We start from the raw sequence: 20,419 nt of genomic DNA on the forward strand, positions 1-20,419 counted from the left end.
GTTTAATAGTTAGTTCAAAATTAATTTGCAATATAGCCAAATACCTACTATTTGTTAGGCTTATTTGGTAAAAGTCAACGTTAAAATTTAATGAAATCGTTATAGGCGCGGTCTAATAATATGAATAATGAGATTTAGTGGCTACTTTTTAGAAGTAATGGAAATAATCCAATATATTTAACCTTGACTAAATAACAAACAACTCAACCAATGATAGGAATTTTATCTTTTTTAGGCTTTACCATTTTAGTGGCGGTAATTGCATATCTAGCGACAAGATCAACCAATGAACAAACCTCTGATGGCTACTTTCTAGGAGGCAGAAGTTTAACAGCAGGAGTAATAGCGGGTTCTTTACTGTTAACAAACCTATCTACAGAACAGATTGTTGGTCTAAACGGTAACGCTTATAGTGATGGAATATTAGTAATGGCTTGGGAGACCTTGGCGGCTATAGCCATGGTAATTTGTGCCATTTATTTGTTGCCAAGATATTTGAAAGGTGGTATTAGTACAATACCGACGTACTTGGAAAGAAGGTTTGATACTACAACGAAAGCAATGACCTCTGGTTTGTTTTTAAGTGGCTATGCTATTGTATTATTACCTATTGTTTTGTATTCTGGTTCTTTAGCAATTAGTGGAATGTTCGATTTACCAGAGAAATTAGGGATTTCGGAATGGGGTTCAATTTGGGTCTGTGTTTGGAGTATTGGTATAATAGGGAGTATTTATGCCATATTCGGAGGCTTAAAAGCTGTTGCAGTTTCTGATACTATTAATGCCGTAGGGTTACTTATAGGTGGTTTGTTAATACCAATATTTGGACTATATGCAATTAGTGATGACAATAGTATTTTAGGGGGGGTGTCTAAACTTACTGCAGAGCATCCTGAAAAGTTTAATGCTATTGGTTCGGAATCTTCCAGTATACCATTTGCTACCATTTTTACAGGTATGGTGTTGGTGCAGCTGTTTTATTGGGGAACCAATCAACAAATAATACAAAGGGCTTTAGGTGCTAAAAATTTAAAAGAAGGTCAAAAAGGAGTAATGCTTGCAGCGTGTTTTAAGATATTAGGACCGTTAATTGTTGTTTTGCCAGGTATTATAGCTTTTCATATGTTCGATGGTCAATTGGATAGAGCAGATCAAGCTTATCCTAAATTAGTGGCGGCGGTGTTGCCTGTAACTTTGGTAGGCTTTTTTGCAGCGGTACTTTTTGGTGCTATTTTAAGTTCTTTCAATAGTGCGTTGAATAGTTGTGTTACTTTGTTTGGTTTGGATATTTATAAGGAGTACATAAATAAAGAAGCTTCAGAAACTAAAGTCGTTGCAGTAGGTAAGCGTTTTGGTGTTATGCTTGCATTATTTTCAATGATACTGGCTCCTTTTTTATATTACGCGTCAGATGGTCTTTTTGGTTACTTGCAACAGGTTAATGGAGCTTACAGTATTCCAATTTTATCGGCGATAGTTATTGGTTTTTTAACAAAGAGAGTGCCGGCTATAGCTGCGAAGGCGGGGATAATATTTGCTGTTGTTGTTTATGTTATTTACATATTCATGCAAAGAGGTCTTGGGGTTGAATGGTTGCCGCATATGTTGCATGTTCAAGCTATAACATTTGTTTTAACAATAGGTTTAATGTTGTTGATAGGAAAACTAAAACCTAGGGAGAGTGATTATGAGCAAGAATATACAAATGAAGTAGATATTACCAGCTGGAAATATGTAAAGCCTGTTGGTTTAATTATAACATTAATTGTAGTAAGTACATATATTATATTTAGATAAGTAGTTTTCAATTAACTATATACTTTTTTACTTATAAAGTGATACTCTAGCTGATAGTAGAGTTGATAGCGCAATATTTCTTACCGCTTCTGAGGTTAGAAATGTTGCGTTATTTGTTTATGATAATTCTATTTGATTAAGTAATAGTCTAGGTTAATTGCGGTAACAGTATTGCTTCGATTGAAAACAGTTGATGAATAGAAGTTAAAGGCTCTTTGATTCATGGTACTTATAATTATATACAGGAATACTTAGGGTTTTGGTATAGGTTTATTTAGTGATATTTGTTTTAATTAGGCAATTTGAATTAGCGTCTAATCGATAATCATTATTAATTTAGTTTAACTACTAGTTTTTAAAATGGTTAGGTATATCAATATTCAGCTCATATAGTCAATTTAAGATTTCTTAATTCTGTAGTAATTCTATTAAGTATGAGAATTAAAAAAGCCCCCAATAAAATTGGAGGCCTTTTCAACTTAAACTTAAAATTATATATCCTTAGTAACCTGGATTTTGAACCAAGTTAGGATTTGCAAGTAATTGTGCTGGTGGAATAGGGAACACATTGTAATCATCGTTGTTAATAGTTCCTTCCGCTTTAAATAACCAATCTCTACCGAATTGACCGAAACGAATTAAATCGTTACGTCTCCAAGCTTCTTGATATAGTTCTCTACCTCTTTCATCTAAGATATCTTGTTCAGAAACTGTTCCTAACAACTCTTGAGTGTTACGAATAGTTCTTAAGTCGTTAATCATAGCTGTTGGGTCACCACCACTTCTAAACATAGCTTCAGCCTTCATTAAGTGAGCATCTGCATATCTAAATACAATTTGATGACTTATTGAAGCTTCACCATTTCTAGCAGCATATTTTTGAATACGAATACCAGTTGTTTCATCATTATTAATAAAGTTAACAGCACCTGCACCATCTTTAAAGTCTCTTTTGAAAGTAAGAGGAGCACCTTGTCTGTCCTCTAACGGAGTACCATCAAGGTCATACTGTTGGTTGATTAAGAAACCATAACCAACATTTGAACCATTAACATATCCATCTAATTCAGAAGCATAAGGTTGATCGGCAAAATCTACACCTATAGTTGGTACACCACCTCTACGTTCTTCTTGTCCGTCAACTGGGTTTTGATCGGCATCTAATTCATTAGATTCAGAATCTCCTTCAAATAAGTCGTAAAACTCAGCAAGAGTACTAAACCCGTTCCAGCCACCACCTTGAATACTAGTGTTGTTGTAGTGAAGTCCCATTACTACTTTGTTAATAGTATTTGCTTCTAGCGACCAGATAGTTTCTGTGTCAGCGTCTGGTAAGAATAGGTCAAAATAACCTTCTTGTAACGCATAACCATCAGCAGTAATAGCATCAACCAAAGAAATTACTTCAGCCATATCACCAGCGTCAGGAGAACCGCCAAGATAAATATGTTTGTTCAAAAGAACCTTAGCTTTTAAATATCTAGCTGCAGCTTTGCTTGCTCTAAGATTAAGTTCACCGCTACCGGCAGATGTAGTTGGAGTATTGGCAATTGCAGTTTCTATGTCAGCAAGAATAAAATCGACAGCTGCTTGTCCAGATAATACTTCAGGTACTGAAGTAGAAGGCAATGCAGTGTCTCTATAAGGTACTTGACCAAAATTATCAAGTATTACCCACATACTGTATGCTCTAATAAAGCTAGCATCACCAATGTTTTCAGTAGACGGGTTACTTCTAGAATCTAAAACTTGAGAAGCTTGTAATTGGTTACCGTTCCATAACTGAAATACGTTAACTATAAAAGAATGTTGACCGTTCCAATCGTGTGTGTGCAATACTCTCCATAATCCGTTATCACCCCAGTCACCACCACGTGTTGGTATTAGGTGCTCATCTGAAGTAACTTCTTGAAGTGCAAAGTAGTTATCTTGACCAGCATATTGTCCTGCAAGTGAACCGTAAAGATTGGTTACTGTTGAAGACGGATCAGCTAATCCTTGAAATCCTTCAGAAATGATTGAATCTGTTTCTTCTATTTCTAGGTCGGTACAGGAAGAAACCCCTACCAACGATAGAATAGAAAGTGTTAAGATTTTAAAATTATTTTTCATGATATACAATTTTTTTTAATTAAAATGATGCATTAATACCAAAAGTAAAAGTTCTTGGTCTTGGGTAAGAACCGTAGTCAATACCTCTAGATGGTACACCTGAACCTAAATCACCGGTATTAGCAGTAACCTCTGGGTCTAATCCACTATAATCTGTAATTAAGAAAAGGTTTTGACCTGTTAAAGAGAAACGTAAAGAGTTTAATGCTCCTTCACCTGATAGTGGTACATTGTAGCCAATGCTAGCATTTTGGAACCGTACGAAATCTCCTTTTTCTAAGAAACGAGTAGAAGCATCGGCAGAAGCTCCTGGGTCCTCTCCGCTTGTTAGTACATTCTGAGTTACGTTTCTAGAGTTAGAAAGTGCTCCTGCAGTGAAATATGCATTTTCCGTATTGTTATATACAGAGAAGCCAAATTGACCTTGAAAGAAAACAGATGCATCAAAATCTTTAACTTTCAAGTTTAAGCTTAAACCAGTTGTAATATCTGGTAAAGCATCTTCACCTACGAAGGTTTTGTCTGCGAAAGGATCTCCTACACCGTTTCCATCAACATCTTGGTATGTTGGCGAACCTGCACTATCAAAACCGGTGAATATTGGTAAATAGTAAGAGTATAATGACTGTCCGGAAGCGAAACGTTGTGCAAATGCACCCGTTAAACCTGGTCCGTTAACCGCACCGGTATCAATTAAACCTTCGAAGTTTTGAACTTCGTTGTCGTTGTAAGCAATGTTAAAATCCGCAGAAAAAGTTGTTTCATCAGTTCTAACAAAATCGTAAGCCAAAGCAAATTCAACACCTTGGTTGATAATGCTCGCGTCTACATTTTGGAACTGGAATGGATCTACAGCAGGTGCAGCAGGTGGTGTCTGTAAAAGAACATCAGTAGTTTCAGTTCTATAAATATCAAAACTACCACTTAAGCGATCATTGTTAAAACCAAAATCAAGACCAGCGTTTAAGTTGAAAGAAGATTCCCATTTAAGATCAGGTCTATCAGTAGCTACAATTGCAGTACCATTAGCGTTGATCTCAAGATTTTGCTGAACAGTTAAATCAGAAAAACGTTGTCTTGCCACGAAGTTACCATATCCTAGACCATCTTGGTTACCAGTAATACCTGCACTTAAACGTAATTTAAGCGTAGATACGTTTTCACCAACAAAATCTTCTTCGTTCATTTTCCATGCAAAAGCACCAGAAGGGAAGTATCCGTATTGATTTTCAGGTCCAAATCTTGAAGAACCATCTGCTCTCATTGTAGCTGTAAACAAGTACTTGTCATTTAAAGTATAATTTAATCTAGCAAAGAAAGATTGTAACTCATCGGTATTGTCAAATGAATTAGTAAATACAGAAGTTACTGGGCTGTCAAGAGTTCTACCTAATTCTTCTTGAGCAACAACAGTTGGTAATAATCTATTGATTAATACACCATTTGTATTAGGAGCATAATAAGCTTGTTGGTAAGAACCAGAAACAGCATTCTGTAAATCATTTACAGCGCCTCTAAGGTCTCTGCCCATAGCATTTAAATCACTTGTTGAGTAACCTCTACCCCCAGCGTTGAAACCGTAAGTTTGGAAATCTTGATAACCAAAACCAACTAAGGCTTCTAAGCTAGAGTTTTCAAATTCTGTATTGTAGTTAACAGTGGCTTCAAAAGTTTTGTTATCTCTTTTTAAAACTCCGTAGTTACCACGACCTATATCGGTAACACCGTTTATGTTGTTGATGTCTCTCGAAATAACTGATGTGTTAGAAGCTTCAGCGATATCTAAACCAGCATTTAATTTAGCAGAAAGTTCAGATGTAAAATTATACTGAATAGAACCGTTTAATAAGTATCTGTCAGTGTTGGTAATATTCTGAGTATTGTCTAATGCGTTTTGAGGGTTTACATTTAAACCACCAGCATTAAAGTTAGAATTTGAAGGCCATGTTGGATTTGCTGCATAAGCACCACCTAAAACATCACCTGCTGCACCTGCTTGTGCACTAATTGGTGCTTGAGAATCATTAATTCTAGCGATCGACATTTGAAGACCAAGAACTAATTTATCATCTAAGAAACGTTGGTTAAGATTAACTCTACCGGTAATTCTTTCTAAATCAGAGTTCTCAACGATACCAAATTGTTTTCCGTATCCAAATGTTGCTCTTACGTTACCGCTACCATAGTTCTTAGAATAAGAAAGGTTTTGGTTTTGAGAAGCTGTAGATCTTAATACAACTTGTTGCCAATCTGTAGTAGCTCCAAAATTTACGGCATCTGCATTACCGCCAACAGCAGTAACACCAGCTAAAAATTCAGAAGGCTTAAGTAAGTCAAAAGTATTTGCTGCAGTAGCAATACTTAAAGAACTAGAAAAGTCCCACACACCTTGACCACTACCTTTACCACTTTTAGTAGTAATGATTACAACACCATTTGCACCACGAGAACCGTAAATAGCAGTTGCAGATGCATCTTTTAATATACTGATGCTTTCAATATCATTAGGGTTGATAAAGTTCAAAGGGTTTTTAACCGCACTTTGTCCAAAACCTGTTTCACCTTGTGGAGAAGTATCGCCACCACCTAATGGAACACCATCAACTACGAAAAGCGGATTGTTGTTTGCACGTACAGAATTAGAACCTCTAATGTTAATTTGGATACCAGCTCCTGGTTCACCACTAGTTTCCTGAATATTAACACCGGCAGTCTTACCTTGTATTAACTGTTCTGGTGAAGCAATGTTACCACCATTAAAATCTTCAGCTGTAACCGCAGTTACCGATCCGGTCGCATCTTTAACAGTTGTAGTACCGTAACCGATAATTACAACTTCTTCTAATGCTTCAGCATCTTCTTGTAATGTGAAGTTGATTGAAGTTCTACCGTTTACTGCTACTTCTTGAGTTTTGTAGCCGATATAACTAACAATAAGTACTGCACCTTCTTCAGCGGTCAATGTGTAATTACCGTCGAAATCAGTTTGCGTACCATTCGTTGTTCCTTTTTCAAGAACACTAGCTCCTGGTAAAGGTCCACTTGCATCTGAAACAGTTCCAGATACTTCTTGTGCCTGTATAGATCCAAAGCACAAAAATGCACCTAGAATAAACAGACTTTTTAGGAATGTAATCTTCATAAATTGTTAATTTAAGTTGAGTTTATTTAATTTCAATTGTTAAAAATATGTAAAAAGGTGTGTCAACAATGGTTTGGGCAATGTTAAAAAGTTACGAAAACGGTTTCGTGTTAATAACTTTTATTTTTTGCGAGTATAATGAATGTTAATGGGTGTTTTTATGATATTCTTAATTAGATACGGGGTTAAATATGAATATGTGATAATAATACAAATATATAAAAAATACTTTTTTCAATATATTTACCATTTACCTGTCAATTTTGAACTTTAACTTTTAGAATAATTTAAGTTCTTATCTTAAAACTTAAAATCCCTTTTTTGAAACCAAAAATCACATTAAAAGACATTGCTAGAGAATTAGATGTTTCTATTTCTACCGTGTCAAAAGCGCTAAAAAATAGTAAGGAGATTAGCAAAGACACAAAAGATAGAATTAAGGCATTTGCAAAATTCTATAATTATCGTCCTAATAATATTGCGCTTAGTCTTAAGAATAGGAGAACTAAGAATATTGGTGTAGTAATACCTGATATTGTGCACCATTTTTTCACCACTGTATTTAGAGGTATAGAAAAATATGCAAACAGTATGGGGTACAATGTTATTATTTGTATTTCAGATGAATCATTTGATAAAGAAGTCATTAATATGGAAATGCTTGCGAACGGCAGTATTGACGGGTTCATACTTTCATTAAGTGCCGAAACGCAGCTTAAGAATGATTTTACGCATTTAAAAGAGTTATTAGATCAAGGAATACCAATTGTGCTGTTTGATCGTGTTACTGAAGAAATTGCTTGTGATAAGGTAGTATTGAATGATGGGGTAATATCTACAGAAGCAGTTGAACATTTTATTAGTGCCGGGTCAAAGAAAATAGCTTTGATTACTACTGAAGATTTTTTCAATGTAAGTGAAAGCAGAAAAGAAGGCTACTTGCAAGCTTTGAAAAATCACAATATAGAAGTTGATGAAAATTTAATACTGACATTGCCACATGGTTTAGACCATGCCAACCTCATTACAGAGTTTTTTCAAAATAGGGAAATTGATGCAGTGTTATGCGTTAATGAGATTTTTGCTGTGCAGTGTATGAGCATAATTCAACATTTAGGATACAATGTTCCCAATGACATTTCCATAATTGGATTTACCGATGGGATTCTATCTAAATATTCGTCACCAAAATTAACCACTGTAGCGCAACATGGCGAAACTATGGGGGAAAATGCAGCAAAGTTTTTAATAGATAGAATGGAGTCTACAGAAATGGAAGAGGCACCTTTTAAAACCAAGGTTATTGACGCGACCTTAATTAAACGTGGTTCAACAATCAATAAATAAGAAAAAGAAAATGAAAAAAGTAGGTTTTATATTTGATCTGGATGGTGTCATTGTAGATACTGCAAAATACCATTTTTTGGCTTGGCATAAACTAGCCAAAGAGTTGGGCTTTGAATTTACAAAAGAGCAAAATGAACTGTTTAAAGGAGTAAGTAGAAAAAGGTGCTTGGAAATTCTTTTGGATATTGGGAATGTAAATGCGACACAAGAACAGTTTGATACTTGGATGGTAGAGAAAAACGTAGATTATCTTGCGTATATAGAAAAAATGGATGCTAGCGAAATTCTACCAGATGTTCCAAGGGTGCTTAAATATTTACAGAAAAAAAATATTCCGATAGCCTTAGGTTCTGCAAGTAAAAATGCAAAACCAATTTTAGAGAAAGTTGATTTATTACCATATTTTGATAGTATTGTTGATGGTAATAATGTAACAAAAGCAAAACCTGATCCAGAAGTATTTTTAATTGCAGCCAAAAATTTAAATGTTGACCCAAGCTCATGTGTTGTTTTTGAAGATGCGGTTGCAGGTATTCAAGCAGCTAATGCTGCAGGTATGGTAAGCATAGGAATAGGAGATGCTGAAATACTTAATGAGGCTGATTATAATTTTACTGACTTCACAGGAATAAGCGATGATTTTTTAGAATCATTGATCAATAAAGAACATAAAGGATAAATTAAGATAGCAGTATTTTAATTTCATTTTTCAAAATATCAATTCAATTTAAATTTCATGAATCAAGATTATATAAAACCAGATAATTGGAGCATTATCGAAGAAGGATTTGACAGTGAAAATGTAAAATCTTCAGAAAGTATATTTAGTATCGGTAACGGTGCTATGGGTCAACGTGCCAATTTTGAGGAAACCTATACAGGTGAGACTTTTCAAGGTAGTTATATTGCTGGTGTTTATTATCCGGATAAAACGCGTGTGGGTTGGTGGAAAAACGGGTATCCAGAATATTTTGCAAAGGTGCTTAACGCTCCTAATTGGATAGGAATCAAAATCTATTTAAATGATGAGGAATTTGACCTTGCAACGTGTAAAAAGATTTCAAATTTTAGAAGAGAGCTAAATATGAAAGAGGGTGTTTATACCCGTAGTTTTCAGGCTGTATCATCTAATAATGTAGAAATTGATGTAATTGTAAAGCGGTTCTTAAGTTTAGATATTGATGAAGTTGGTGCTATATCATACACTGTTAAATTATTAAAAGCCGATGCTAAAGTGGTATTTGAGCCATACTTAGATAGTGGTATTACCAATGAAGATAGCAATTGGGATGATAAATTCTGGAACACTACAAATGTTACTGCTGCCGATAATCGTGCTTTTATAGAGGCGCATACCATGAAAACTGACTTTAAGACCTGTACGTTTATGCAGGCATCTCTAGAGTATAATGGTAATGAAGTAGTAGGTGTTCCTTTAGAAAAGACAGATAATTTTGTGTCCTTAAAATTTGAACAAAACGTAAAAGCAAATTCAACGGTTACGTTGACCAAGTTTGGTGGTTATGTAGTTTCAAGAAATCACCCAAATGAAGAATTGATACAGGTAGCCAATAATAGTTTAAGTAAAGTAAGTGCTTTAGGTTTTGATGGCTTAATGCAAAAACAAATAGAAGCATGGGCTGCTATTTGGGATATGAGTGATATTGTTATTGAAGGTGATATAAAGGCACAACAAGGTATTCGTTTTAATATTTTTCAGTTGAACCAGACCTATTTAGGAACAGACTCTAGATTAAATATTGGTCCTAAAGGATTTACTGGTGAAAAGTATGGTGGTAGTACTTATTGGGATACTGAGGCTTATTGCATTCCGTTTTACATGGCCACCAAAGATGATAAGTTAGCTAGAAAGCTATTGAAGTATCGTTACAATCACTTAGAAAAAGCTATTGAAAATGCTGAGAAGTTAGGATTCTCTAATGGTGCAGCATTATACCCCATGGTAACCATGAACGGCGAAGAATGTCATAATGAGTGGGAGATTACGTTTGAGGAGATTCATAGAAACGGAGCAATTGCATTTGCCATTCATAATTACTTTAGATATACAGGTGATTATAGCTACATACCAGAAATGGGATTAGAAGTATTAATAGCTATTTCTAGATTTTGGCATCAGCGTGTAAATTTATCCAAGGATAAGAACAAATATGTAATGCTTGGGGTTACGGGACCTAATGAGTATGAGAATAATGTCAATAATAATTGGTATACCAACTATTTGGCAAAATGGTGTATTAACTATACGCTAACTCAATTAGATAAGGTTAAGAACGGTTATCCTGATGATTATGATAGAATTATAGGTAAAACCAAACTTACCGATAGGGAGTGCGAAAAATGGAAGAAAGTAGCAAGTAAAATGTACTTTCCGTATTCAAAAGAGCATGGTGTATTCTTACAGCAAGACGGTTTCTTGGATAAAGATTTGGTACGGGTTGATGAATTACCAAAGTCGGACAGGCCAATTAATCAAAAATGGAGTTGGGATAGAATTTTAAGATCTCCATACATTAAGCAAGCAGATGTTTTGCAGGGTTTTTACTTTTTTGAAGAGGATTTCTCTACGGAAGATTTAGAAAAACATTTCGACTTTTATGAACCTTTTACGGTTCATGAATCTTCGTTGTCACCATGTGTGCATAGTATTCAGGCTGCCAAATTAGGTAGAATGGAACAAGCCTATAATTTCTACCTAAGAACATCTAGGTTAGATTTAGATGATTATAATAAAGAAGTGGAAGAAGGTTTACATATTACATCTATGGCCGGTACTTGGATGAGTATTGTCGAAGGCTTTGGCGGCATGCGTGTTATCAATGATAAATTATCCTTTAATCCTCAAATACCTAATCAGTGGAATGCATATTCCTTTAAGGTCAATTTTAGAAATAGAATAATACAGGTAAATGTCACTGCAAAAAATACTACTTTTCAATTGATGGGAACTGAAGAAGTGACCATTCGTGTTAATGGAAAAAAAGTGGCGTTATCGCCAGATGAATTGACAACCGTATAATTAGTCATTAGTTTAGTGCTGTAAAGTTTAAAAGCGATTTGCCCCATGAATAGTAAGATTGTAATTTATCATGTATTTACCAGACTTTTTGGAAATACTAATACCAATAATAAACCGTGGGGTACTATTGAGGAAAACGGGGTCGGGAAATTTGCTGATTTTAATAAAAAGGCACTTACAGAAATTAAAAATTTAGGAGTTACCCATATTTGGTATACGGGAATTCCGCATCACGCGGTGATCAATGATTATACTGAAATTGGCATTTCTAATGATGACCCGGCAGTTGTTAAAGGTAGGGCGGGTTCTCCTTATGCGGTTAAAGATTATTACAATGTTAACCCAGATTTAGCTAAAGATCCATCAAAAAGGCTAAAGGAGTTCAAATCTTTGATTGATCGCACGCATAAAGCGGGTATGAAGGTGATTATTGATATTGTGCCTAATCATGTTGCTAGAAAATATGAAGGAAAAACGAATCCTAAAGGTGTTTCTGACTTCGGGTTTGGTGATGATACATCTGTGGAATATCAAAAAGATAATAACTTTTATTACATTCCCGGAACAGAATTTCAAACCCCTCAATGGCGAGATGGCTATGTTCCGTTAGGTGGAGATGTTCCAAATTTTTCCTATTCTAAATTAAAAGAGGTTCCAGCGAAATGGACGGGTAATGGTTCTCGCAGTCCGCAACCAGATATGAATGATTGGTATGAGACCGTTAGAATAAATTACGGTGTAAGGCCAGATGGCAGATTGGATTTTGATATGTTGCCAAATGATTACGGGGAGAAAGATTATAAGGAACATTTTAATTATTGGGTAAAAAGAGTGGTGCCTAGCTCTTGGCGAAAGTTTAGAGATGTTGCCTTGTATTGGTTGGCAATGGGTGTTGATGGTTTTAGATATGATATGGCAGAAATGGTTCCTGTAGAATTTTGGAGCTACATGAATTCTTCTATTAAAATGAATAACCCTAACGCCTTTATAATGGCAGAGGTGTATAATCCAGACTTATATAGAACCTATATCCATAAAGGTAAAATGGACTATTTGTATGATAAGGTAGATTTTTATGATGGACTAAAACATATTATGAAGGGGTACGGATGGTCTGATCACCTGCCTGTTGTTCAAAACGGTTTAAAAGATATAGAACATAACATGCTTCATTTTTTAGAGAATCATGATGAGCAACGTATTGCAAGTCCAGAGTTTGTGGGTAATGCTGAAATTGGTAGGCCCGCCATGGTTGTTTCTGCCACAATAAGTACATCACCAACAATGATATATTTTGGACAAGAAGTAGGCGAGCCAGCTGCAGAAAATGCGGGATTTGGTAGTCCGTCAAGAACTTCTATATTCGATTATATTGGAGTCCCTCATCATCAAAGATGGGTAAACAACAAAAAATTTGATGGTGGCCAATCTACACCTGAAGAAGCATCATTAAGAGATTTCTATAAAAGATTGTTGAATTTTACCATTGGCAGTGAAGCGCTAATGGGTGCTTATAGAGAGATTCATTTTTATAATAAGGAAATTACAGAAAATTATAATCATAGGGTATTGTCCTATGTACGTTGGTCTGAGGATCAAAAACTGATTATAGTATCAAACTTTGATGTAAACGACCACTTTTCGTTCGATTTAAAAATACCGGTAGATTTAATAAATTTATGGAAATTGAAAGAAGGTAGTTATTCGTTGAATGATAAGTTATATGGGCATGATAATACTTTGCGTATAGAAAATGGAGAAGGGCATATTACAATTGACTTAAATCCTTTAGAATCCTTTATTTTTGAAATAAATCTATAGAACATGTTTAAAAGAATTACCCTAGCTCTTATTTGTCTCACTTTAGCATCTTGTCAAATGAAAAAAGAACCCTTAGTAATTGGTCATAGAGGAGCCATGGGACATGAAACTGAAAACACCTTGCCGTCTATTCAAAAGGCAATGGATTTTGGTGTAGATATGATAGAAATCGATGTTTTTAAGATTAAAAGTGGTGAAATTGTAGTTTTTCATGATGATAAATTAGACCGGTTGACCAATGCACCGGGTAATATAGAAGATTATTATATTGTTGATTTAATGAAAGTCATTGTAGAAGGTGGTCATAAAATACCTATGCTACAAGATGTTTTAAAGTTAATAGACAATAAAGTAGCCCTTAACATAGAATTGAAAGGTGCCGGTACTGCAGATAAGGTCAATCATATTATGGAGTATTATATAGAAACGAAAAACTGGTCTCCAGATAATTTTATCATCTCGAGTTTTAATTGGGACGAGCTTAGGGAAATGCGTAAGCACAACCCAAATGTGGCTATTGCAGTATTGACGGAAGAAGATCCGGTAGATGCCATACCTGTTGCTAAAGAATTGAATGCGGTAGCTATAAACCCGTATTTCAAAAATCTAGATTTAGAGAAGGCAAATACTATTAGGGATGCTGGTTTAAAAATCTATACTTGGACAGTGAACGAACCTGCAGATATTGATGCCATGAAACGTATGTCTGTAGACGGCATTATTACAAACTTTCCTGAACGGGTTAAATAATGTATGATGTTTTAGTAATTGGTGGTGGTGCAGCAGGTTTTTATGCAGCAATTCATATCGCAGAGAAAAGACCAAATACAAAGATTGCAATTTTAGAGCGTGGTAAAGAGGTTCTCACTAAGGTTAAAATTTCTGGTGGTGGTCGTTGTAATGTTACCCATGCAGAATTTAATCCCGCAGATTTAAGCAAGAACTATCCAAGAGGTGAGAAAGAACTTTTAGGTCCATTTCATACCTATGCAAGTGGTGATACCGTTGGTTTTTTTGAAGAACGCGGCGTAGCCTTAAAAATAGAGGACGATGGTAGAATGTTCCCAATCAGTAATTCATCGCAGACCATAATAGACTGTTTTGTCTCAGAGGCAGAAAGGTTAGGTATTCAAGTAAAAACGCTTTGCTCCGTAACAGGAATAGAGCAAATAAATGAAGAACCGGGCAAAAAATGGAAAGTAACCATTGGCGACAGTTTTATGTACTGCAAAAAGCTTATCCTGGCTACAGGAAGCAATCCTAAAATTTGGAAATATATTGAGGGGTTAGGCCATACAATTGTTCCACCAGTACCATCATTGTTTACATTCAACATAAAAGATGACCGAATAAAAGATATACCTGGTGTGGCCACTCATGCCGAAGTGAAGGTAATACCGAAAAAGAATTTTGGTAAAAAGTCTTCAAAAACTAAATTTGATGCATCGGGTTTGTTTTCGGACGGACCGTTATTGATTACACATTGGGGAATGAGCGGACCAGCTATTTTAAAGCTCTCCGCATGGGGAGCAAGAATTTTGGAAGCGTATAACTATCAATTCAAAATTCAGGTGAATTGGGTTCCAGAATATCACCAAAACGGATTGCTGGAATTGCTTTTAAAAGTAAAACAGGTTGAAAAGAAAACTGTTCTAAGAACCAAGGTGTTAGATATTCCTAAACGTTTATGGGCAAACTTGGTAATGGCTTCTGGTATAGATGATACAACAACTTGGCCAGAAGTGTCAAAGCAGCAATTAACCTCTTTGGCAGAGCAATTAACTGCAGGTGTTTTTCAAGTAAACGGAAAAAGTACTTTTAAAGAAGAGTTCGTTACCGCCGGTGGTGTTGACTTAAAAGAAATCAATTTTAAAACTTATGAAAGTAAAATTTCACCTAGTCTATATTTCGCAGGTGAAATTATAAATGTAGATGCCATTACGGGCGGATTTAACTTTCAAAATGCTTGGACAGGTGGTTATATTGCTGCCAATGGAGTCGTTGAAGATTTAAATGCAAAAACGCATTTATCATGATAACTTACATCGCATTCTTGAGAGGGATAAATGTCAGCGGAAAGAATAAAATTCCTATGATTGAACTTCGAGAATTATGCGAAAATATAAAGCTACAAGACGTTCAGACTTATATTCAAAGTGGTAATATTGTTTTTAAAAGTGTAATTAAATCTACATCAGAACTAGAAAGGCTAATTGCAGCAGCTATTTTAAAGAGATTTGATCTTGAGGTACCAATTATTGTAAAAACAGTTGAGCAGCTGTCTGCTATATTAAACGAGAATCCGTTTGCATCTAATGATGAAAACATTAAAAAGCAGCTCTATTTCGTTCTTATCAATGAAAAACTAAATATTGAAGCGCTAAGTAAGTTTAGAGCGGAAGTTTTTACAAATGAAGAGTTTTCAATTTCTGACAGTTGTATATATCTAAAGTGTAGTGCTGGGTATGGCAAGGCAAAGTTGAATAATAATCTTATAGAGCGAAAATTAAAAGTGCGGGCAACGACCAGAAATTATAAAACAATGAATAAGTTGTTAGAAATGGTCGGTTAGTTCAGTTCCCAGATTTTAAAGTTCAAAGCGGTGGCAAAGCATACCCATAATATATACGGAATCAATAAATAAGCACCAATTTTGCTTACTACTCTAAACCACTTAAAGGTTAATATTAGAACTATTAATAGAGCGATAATTATTAAAAGTGCATAAAAAGGCTGCTTCAGACCAAAAAAAACAATGCTCCACAATCCGTTTAAAAGAAGCTGAAACCCAAAATGGTACAGTCCGGTTTTTACCCATTTATGATGAAATCCTTTTGCCCAGACCCAACCTACAGAAACGCCCATCATTACATAAAGAACGCTCCAAACAGGTGCAAAAACCCAGTTTGGGGGGTTAAAACTTGGCTTGTTCAATGTCATATACCAATCGTTTACAGAGCTTTGTGTAACAACACTGCTTAGAAAACCTATGGTAGAGCAGACAATAATACCAATAAAGACGTACGTTAATTTTCTTTTCAATTGGTTGGTGTTTAGCTCTAAAATAAGGATTTATTTTTATTGATTGCCCTAAAAACTATATTTGCACAAATTGAAAATTCAATGTCAGAAAAAGATTTTATTCCAGTTCCGTATACAACATTGAAAGAAGAGGGTACGGTTTCGTATTCTTCTCCCAGTAATATTGCTTTGGTAAAGTATTGGGGAAAGAGAGATAATCAGATACCTGCAAATCCATCTATAAGTTTTACCCTGGCGGCATGTGTTACTAAAACCAGTGTAAATTATAAAAAGAAGAATCAAAAAAGTGATGAGTTTTCTTTTGATCTTTTTTTTGAAGGTGAGGCAAAAGAAGAATTCAAGCCAAAAATAAATACCTTTTTAAAGAGAATAGAAATCTATCTGCCATTTCTAAAAGAGTATCACTTTGTAATCAATACCTCAAATTCTTTTCCGCATAGTAGTGGTATTGCATCATCGGCTAGTGGTATGTCTGCTTTGGCATTGTGTTTTATGGAGATGGAAAAGAAGTTTTTAGATACTCTTTCCGATGAACATTTTAATAGAAAAGTTTCGTTTTTAGCAAGGTTAGGTTCAGGTAGTGCATGTCGCAGTTTAGAAGGACCTTTGGTGCAATGGGGAGAAACACCTTCAATTGAAGGAAGTTCAAACTTATTCGGAATAAAGTATCCTTATAAAGTACATGACGTATTTAATAATTTTCATGATACCATTTTATTGGTTGATAAAGGGGAGAAGCAAGTTAGTAGTACGGTGGGTCATGAGTTAATGCATGGGCACCCATTCGCTAAGCAAAGGTTTGATCAAGCACATAATAATTTACAGAAGTTAAAATCTGTTTTGTCAGAAGGAGATTTAGATACGTTTATAAATATTGTGGAAAGTGAAGCACTTACATTGCATGCCATGATGATGACAAGCAATCCGTATTTTATATTGATGAAACCTAACACCCTCTCTATTATTAATGAAATATGGAAGTTTAGGCAAGTATCTAAGACCCATGTTTGTTTTACTTTAGATGCAGGAGCCAATGTTCATGTCTTATATCCTGAAAATGAAAAAGATATCGTTTTTCCGTTTATTAAGGAGAAGTTAGTGCCCTATTGTCAAAATGGGCAGTATATTTGCGATCGAATTGGTCTGGGTGCTAAGAAGTTGTAGGTGATTTAAGTACTATTTCTTTACAAAAAACGTTTGTAAGGGAATGATTCATCTAATTTGTTTAACCTTTTAGGGTAAAACGTTCAACTTTTTGTGAATCTTTGACTATATTTATATAAGTTTCAATATTTGCTTAGTTTTTAAAAAATGAAAGGACCTCTTTTTTATTCAAAAATTCTTCTCTTTGGAGAGTATGGTATCATTAAGGATTCCAAAGGATTATCAATACCTTATAACTTTTATAAAGGAGCTTTGAAGTCTGATGCCAATATGTCAAAAGAGGCAATAAAATCTAATGAGAGTTTAGAGTCATATGCTGTTTATTTAGAAGAGCTTACGGTAACTGAGCCGAATTTGGTTTCTTTTGATTTAGACCTTTTAAAAGCAGATGTTGCTGAGGGTATGTATTTTGATAGTTCTATACCACAAGGGTATGGAGTGGGTAGTAGTGGTGCTTTGGTAGCAGCTATCTATGATAAATACGCACAAGATAAAATAACGGTTCTTGAGAATTTAACTAGAGAAAAGCTATTGAAACTTAAAACGATATTCGGTAAAATGGAATCGTTTTTTCACGGTAAATCATCTGGTCTTGATCCTTTAAATAGCTATTTGAGCCTTCCTATTCTTATAAATTCTAAAGACAATATTGAGTCAACTAGTATTCCTTCTCAAAATGCAGAAGGTAAGGGGGCAGTATTTTTATTAGATAGCGGTATTATTGGTGAAACAGCACCTATGGTTCAGATTTTCATGGAACAAATGAAAAATGATGGCTTTAGAAGTATGCTAAAGAACCAGTTCATTAAACATACCGATGCTTGTGTAGAAGATTTCGTGAATGGCAATATTCAATCTTTATTCGGAAATTTAAAACAACTTTCGCATGTTGTTTTAGACAACTTTAAACCTATGATTCCTGCCAAATTCCATGCTTTATGGAAAAACGGAATCGATACCAACGATTACTACTTAAAGCTTTGTGGCTCAGGTGGCGGCGGGTATATATTAGGTTTTACAGAAGATTTTGAAAAAGCTAAAACTGCGTTAAAAGACTATAAACTAGAAGTAGTCTATAATTTTTAGGTAATTTTCATAAATGCTTAATAGAAGAAATAAACTCTTACTTTTAAAAGTACTGAGTCTGTTTTCAGTGGTTAGAGGGTATAACATTTTAGTTATAGCACTAGCCCAATATTTAGCGTCTATTTATATACTTGCACCAGAACTTCCGGTCCGTAGAGTAGTATTTGATATTAATCTCTTTGTTATTGTATTGGCATCTGCATTGGTTATTGCCGGTGGTTATATCATTAATAATTTTTACGATGCAGAGAAAGACCTAATTAATAAGCCACGAAAAAGTATGTTAGATCGTTTGGTGAGCCAACGGTTTAAATTAACAACCTACTTTGTGTTGAATTTTTTGGCGGTAGTTGTAGCTAGCTATGTTTCGTTCAAAGCGGTATTCTTTTTTTCATCCTACATTTTTGGTATTTGGATTTATTCGCATAAGTTAAAACGGATTGCGTTTTTAGGTAATTTCATATCCGCTACTTTGGCAATTACGCCCTTTTTTGTGGTGTTCGTTTATTATAAGAATATTCAGCCGGTCATATTTGTTCATGCAGTATTTCTCTTTTTATTGATACTGGCTCGTGAAATGGTGAAAGATTTGGAAAATATATCAGGAGATTTGGCTCAGAATTATAGAACCATTCCTATTATATATGGGTCTAGAACTTCAAAATTGCTAATTTCTTTTTTAATTTTTTTGACCCTGGTACCATCTTTATTGTTGATTTTCCGTTTTGATGTAGGGTATATGAACTTTTACTTTGTGTTGTGTGTGCTCTTAATGATTTTGTTCATTATACTACTTTTTAGAGCAAAAGCCCGTAAAGACTATGTTTGGTTACATAATATTCTAAAACTTATCATAGTTATGGGTGTTTTTAGTATACTTCTTATAGACGTACAGTTAGTTTTGAACAGAATACTGTAGTTGTGCGTAATATGTTTCATATAACTATTTGAACCGCAATGCAATTTCCTACCTTTGTGCAAAATTAGTACAGTTATGAGTAGGGATGATTCTAGTAGGGGAAAAAATGCTTCAGGTAGGCAAGGTGGTAATTTCAAGAAAAAGAGCTATGCTCGTGGTAATGCACCAGTTAAAAAAAATGCAGCGCCTGCCAAACCTAAAGATCCAAATTCTATTAGATTAAATAAATATGTAGCTAACTCCGGAGTATGCTCTAGAAGAGATGCTGATATTTACATAGCAGCAGGTAATGTTACCGTTAATGGAAAACCTATTACTGAAATGGGCTATAAGGTAAAATTGAGTGATGAGGTAAAATTCGATGGTCAATTATTAAATCCTGTGAAGAGAGAATATGTTCTTCTAAACAAGCCTAAAGATTTTGTAACTACCATAAGAGATGAACGTGGTAAAAGACATGTTTCTGGATTAATATCTAGCGCATCCAAGTCAAAATTATTACCGGTAGATAAATTAGAAAAAGAGCATACAGGTTTACTTTTATTTACTAATGATGGCAGTATGACCAAGGTGCTGAAGAGCCCTGTAAATGGAATGCGTAAGATTTATCATTTGGTTTTGGACCAAGAGTTAAGAAGTGCAGATTTAAAGAAGATACAAGAAGGTGTAGTTGTAGATGAAAAAGCGGTTCGTGTACAAGATGTTAGTTTCATAGCCGATGCTCCAAAAAGAGAGGTTGGTATTGAAATTTATAGTTCTAGAAATAAAATTGTAGAACGCATTTTTGATACGCTAGGATATAAGATTCAGAAAATGGATAGAGTTGTATACGGTGGTCTTACTAAAAAAGATTTACCAAGAGGACACTGGAGATATTTGACCGACCAAGAGGTGATAAACCTTAAGATGATCAAATAGCACACTGTCCCCTGTCTGTTAAAAGAGGCTG

15 protein-coding genes are annotated in these 20,419 nt (G+C 34.8%); 12 read left to right on the forward strand and 3 right to left on the reverse strand.

What is annotated here, in order from left to right; genetic code table 11:
* Window positions 1-210: 210 nt before the first annotated feature.
* Window positions 211-1,797 (forward strand): solute:sodium symporter family transporter, encoded by a 1,587-nt coding sequence (locus tag PXD56_RS11950; RefSeq protein ID WP_276493577.1) that lies wholly within the window; start codon window positions 211-213, stop codon window positions 1,795-1,797.
* 501 nt (window positions 1,798-2,298) lie between these two features.
* Here PXD56_RS11950 and PXD56_RS11955 read toward each other — a convergent pair.
* Together PXD56_RS11955 and PXD56_RS11960 are read right to left on the reverse strand one after the other, a co-directional pair.
* Window positions 2,299-3,909, reverse strand: a complete 1,611-nt coding sequence (locus PXD56_RS11955) for a RagB/SusD family nutrient uptake outer membrane protein (protein WP_276493578.1) — start codon at window positions 3,907-3,909, stop codon at window positions 2,299-2,301.
* A gap of 19 nt (window positions 3,910-3,928) precedes the next feature.
* Window positions 3,929-7,051: a SusC/RagA family TonB-linked outer membrane protein gene (locus tag PXD56_RS11960; RefSeq protein WP_276493579.1), complete on the reverse strand. Its 3,123-nt coding sequence runs from the start codon at window positions 7,049-7,051 to the stop codon at window positions 3,929-3,931.
* Between the two features lie 321 nt (window positions 7,052-7,372).
* Here PXD56_RS11960 and PXD56_RS11965 point away from each other — a divergent pair, with 321 nt between their 5' ends.
* The 7 genes from PXD56_RS11965 to PXD56_RS11995 are packed head-to-tail and all read left to right on the forward strand — an operon-like array spanning window position 7,373 to window position 15,831.
* The gene (locus PXD56_RS11965; protein ID WP_276493580.1) at window positions 7,373-8,398 is read left to right on the forward strand and encodes a LacI family DNA-binding transcriptional regulator; all 1,026 of its coding nucleotides are present in this window, start codon (window positions 7,373-7,375) and stop codon (window positions 8,396-8,398) included.
* A gap of 10 nt (window positions 8,399-8,408) precedes the next feature.
* A complete protein-coding gene (gene pgmB / locus PXD56_RS11970) occupies window positions 8,409-9,077 on the forward strand; it encodes a beta-phosphoglucomutase (protein WP_276493581.1) in 669 nt (222 codons plus the stop codon).
* Between the two features lie 57 nt (window positions 9,078-9,134).
* Complete coding sequence (locus PXD56_RS11975; protein WP_276493582.1) at window positions 9,135-11,438, forward strand: glycoside hydrolase family 65 protein; 2,304 nt, start codon at window positions 9,135-9,137, stop codon at window positions 11,436-11,438.
* Window positions 11,439-11,483: 45 nt separating this feature from the next.
* The gene (locus PXD56_RS11980; protein ID WP_276493583.1) at window positions 11,484-13,259 is read left to right on the forward strand and encodes an alpha-amylase family glycosyl hydrolase; all 1,776 of its coding nucleotides are present in this window, start codon (window positions 11,484-11,486) and stop codon (window positions 13,257-13,259) included.
* A gap of 57 nt (window positions 13,260-13,316) precedes the next feature.
* Complete coding sequence (locus PXD56_RS11985; protein ID WP_276493584.1) at window positions 13,317-14,009, forward strand: glycerophosphodiester phosphodiesterase; 693 nt, start codon at window positions 13,317-13,319, stop codon at window positions 14,007-14,009.
* Window positions 14,009-15,295, forward strand: a complete 1,287-nt coding sequence (locus PXD56_RS11990; RefSeq protein WP_276493585.1) for a BaiN/RdsA family NAD(P)/FAD-dependent oxidoreductase — start codon at window positions 14,009-14,011, stop codon at window positions 15,293-15,295. The genes PXD56_RS11985 and PXD56_RS11990 overlap by 1 nt, the downstream gene beginning before the upstream one ends.
* Window positions 15,292-15,831: a DUF1697 domain-containing protein gene (locus tag PXD56_RS11995; protein ID WP_276493586.1), complete on the forward strand. Its 540-nt coding sequence runs from the start codon at window positions 15,292-15,294 to the stop codon at window positions 15,829-15,831. Before PXD56_RS11990 ends, PXD56_RS11995 begins: the two co-directional genes overlap by 4 nt.
* On the opposite strand, the gene PXD56_RS12000 is transcribed toward PXD56_RS11995, so the two are convergent.
* Window positions 15,828-16,301, reverse strand: coding sequence for a TspO/MBR family protein (locus tag PXD56_RS12000; protein WP_276493587.1), 474 nt, complete (start codon window positions 16,299-16,301; stop codon window positions 15,828-15,830). The genes PXD56_RS11995 and PXD56_RS12000 overlap by 4 nt on opposite strands.
* 81 nt (window positions 16,302-16,382) lie before the next feature.
* Here PXD56_RS12000 and mvaD point away from each other — a divergent pair, with 81 nt between their 5' ends.
* From mvaD to PXD56_RS12020, 4 genes are all read left to right on the forward strand, one after another.
* Window positions 16,383-17,465 (forward strand): diphosphomevalonate decarboxylase, encoded by a 1,083-nt coding sequence (gene mvaD, locus PXD56_RS12005; protein WP_276493588.1) that lies wholly within the window; start codon window positions 16,383-16,385, stop codon window positions 17,463-17,465.
* A 147-nt stretch (window positions 17,466-17,612) separates the two neighbouring features.
* Window positions 17,613-18,551 (forward strand): mevalonate kinase family protein, encoded by a 939-nt coding sequence (locus tag PXD56_RS12010; protein WP_276493589.1) that lies wholly within the window; start codon window positions 17,613-17,615, stop codon window positions 18,549-18,551.
* A gap of 13 nt (window positions 18,552-18,564) precedes the next feature.
* On the forward strand, window positions 18,565-19,470 hold the full coding sequence (locus PXD56_RS12015; protein WP_276493590.1) for a geranylgeranylglycerol-phosphate geranylgeranyltransferase: 906 nt from the start codon (window positions 18,565-18,567) through the stop codon (window positions 19,468-19,470).
* A gap of 75 nt (window positions 19,471-19,545) precedes the next feature.
* Window positions 19,546-20,388 carry a pseudouridine synthase gene (locus tag PXD56_RS12020; protein ID WP_276493591.1) on the forward strand — a complete coding sequence of 281 codons (843 nt, stop codon included), beginning with the start codon at window positions 19,546-19,548 and terminating at the stop codon, window positions 20,386-20,388.
* Window positions 20,389-20,419: the final 31 nt, after the last annotated feature.

This window comes from Maribacter zhoushanensis, from assembly GCF_029350975.1.
In the GTDB taxonomy this organism is placed as follows: domain Bacteria; phylum Bacteroidota; class Bacteroidia; order Flavobacteriales; family Flavobacteriaceae; genus Maribacter; species Maribacter zhoushanensis.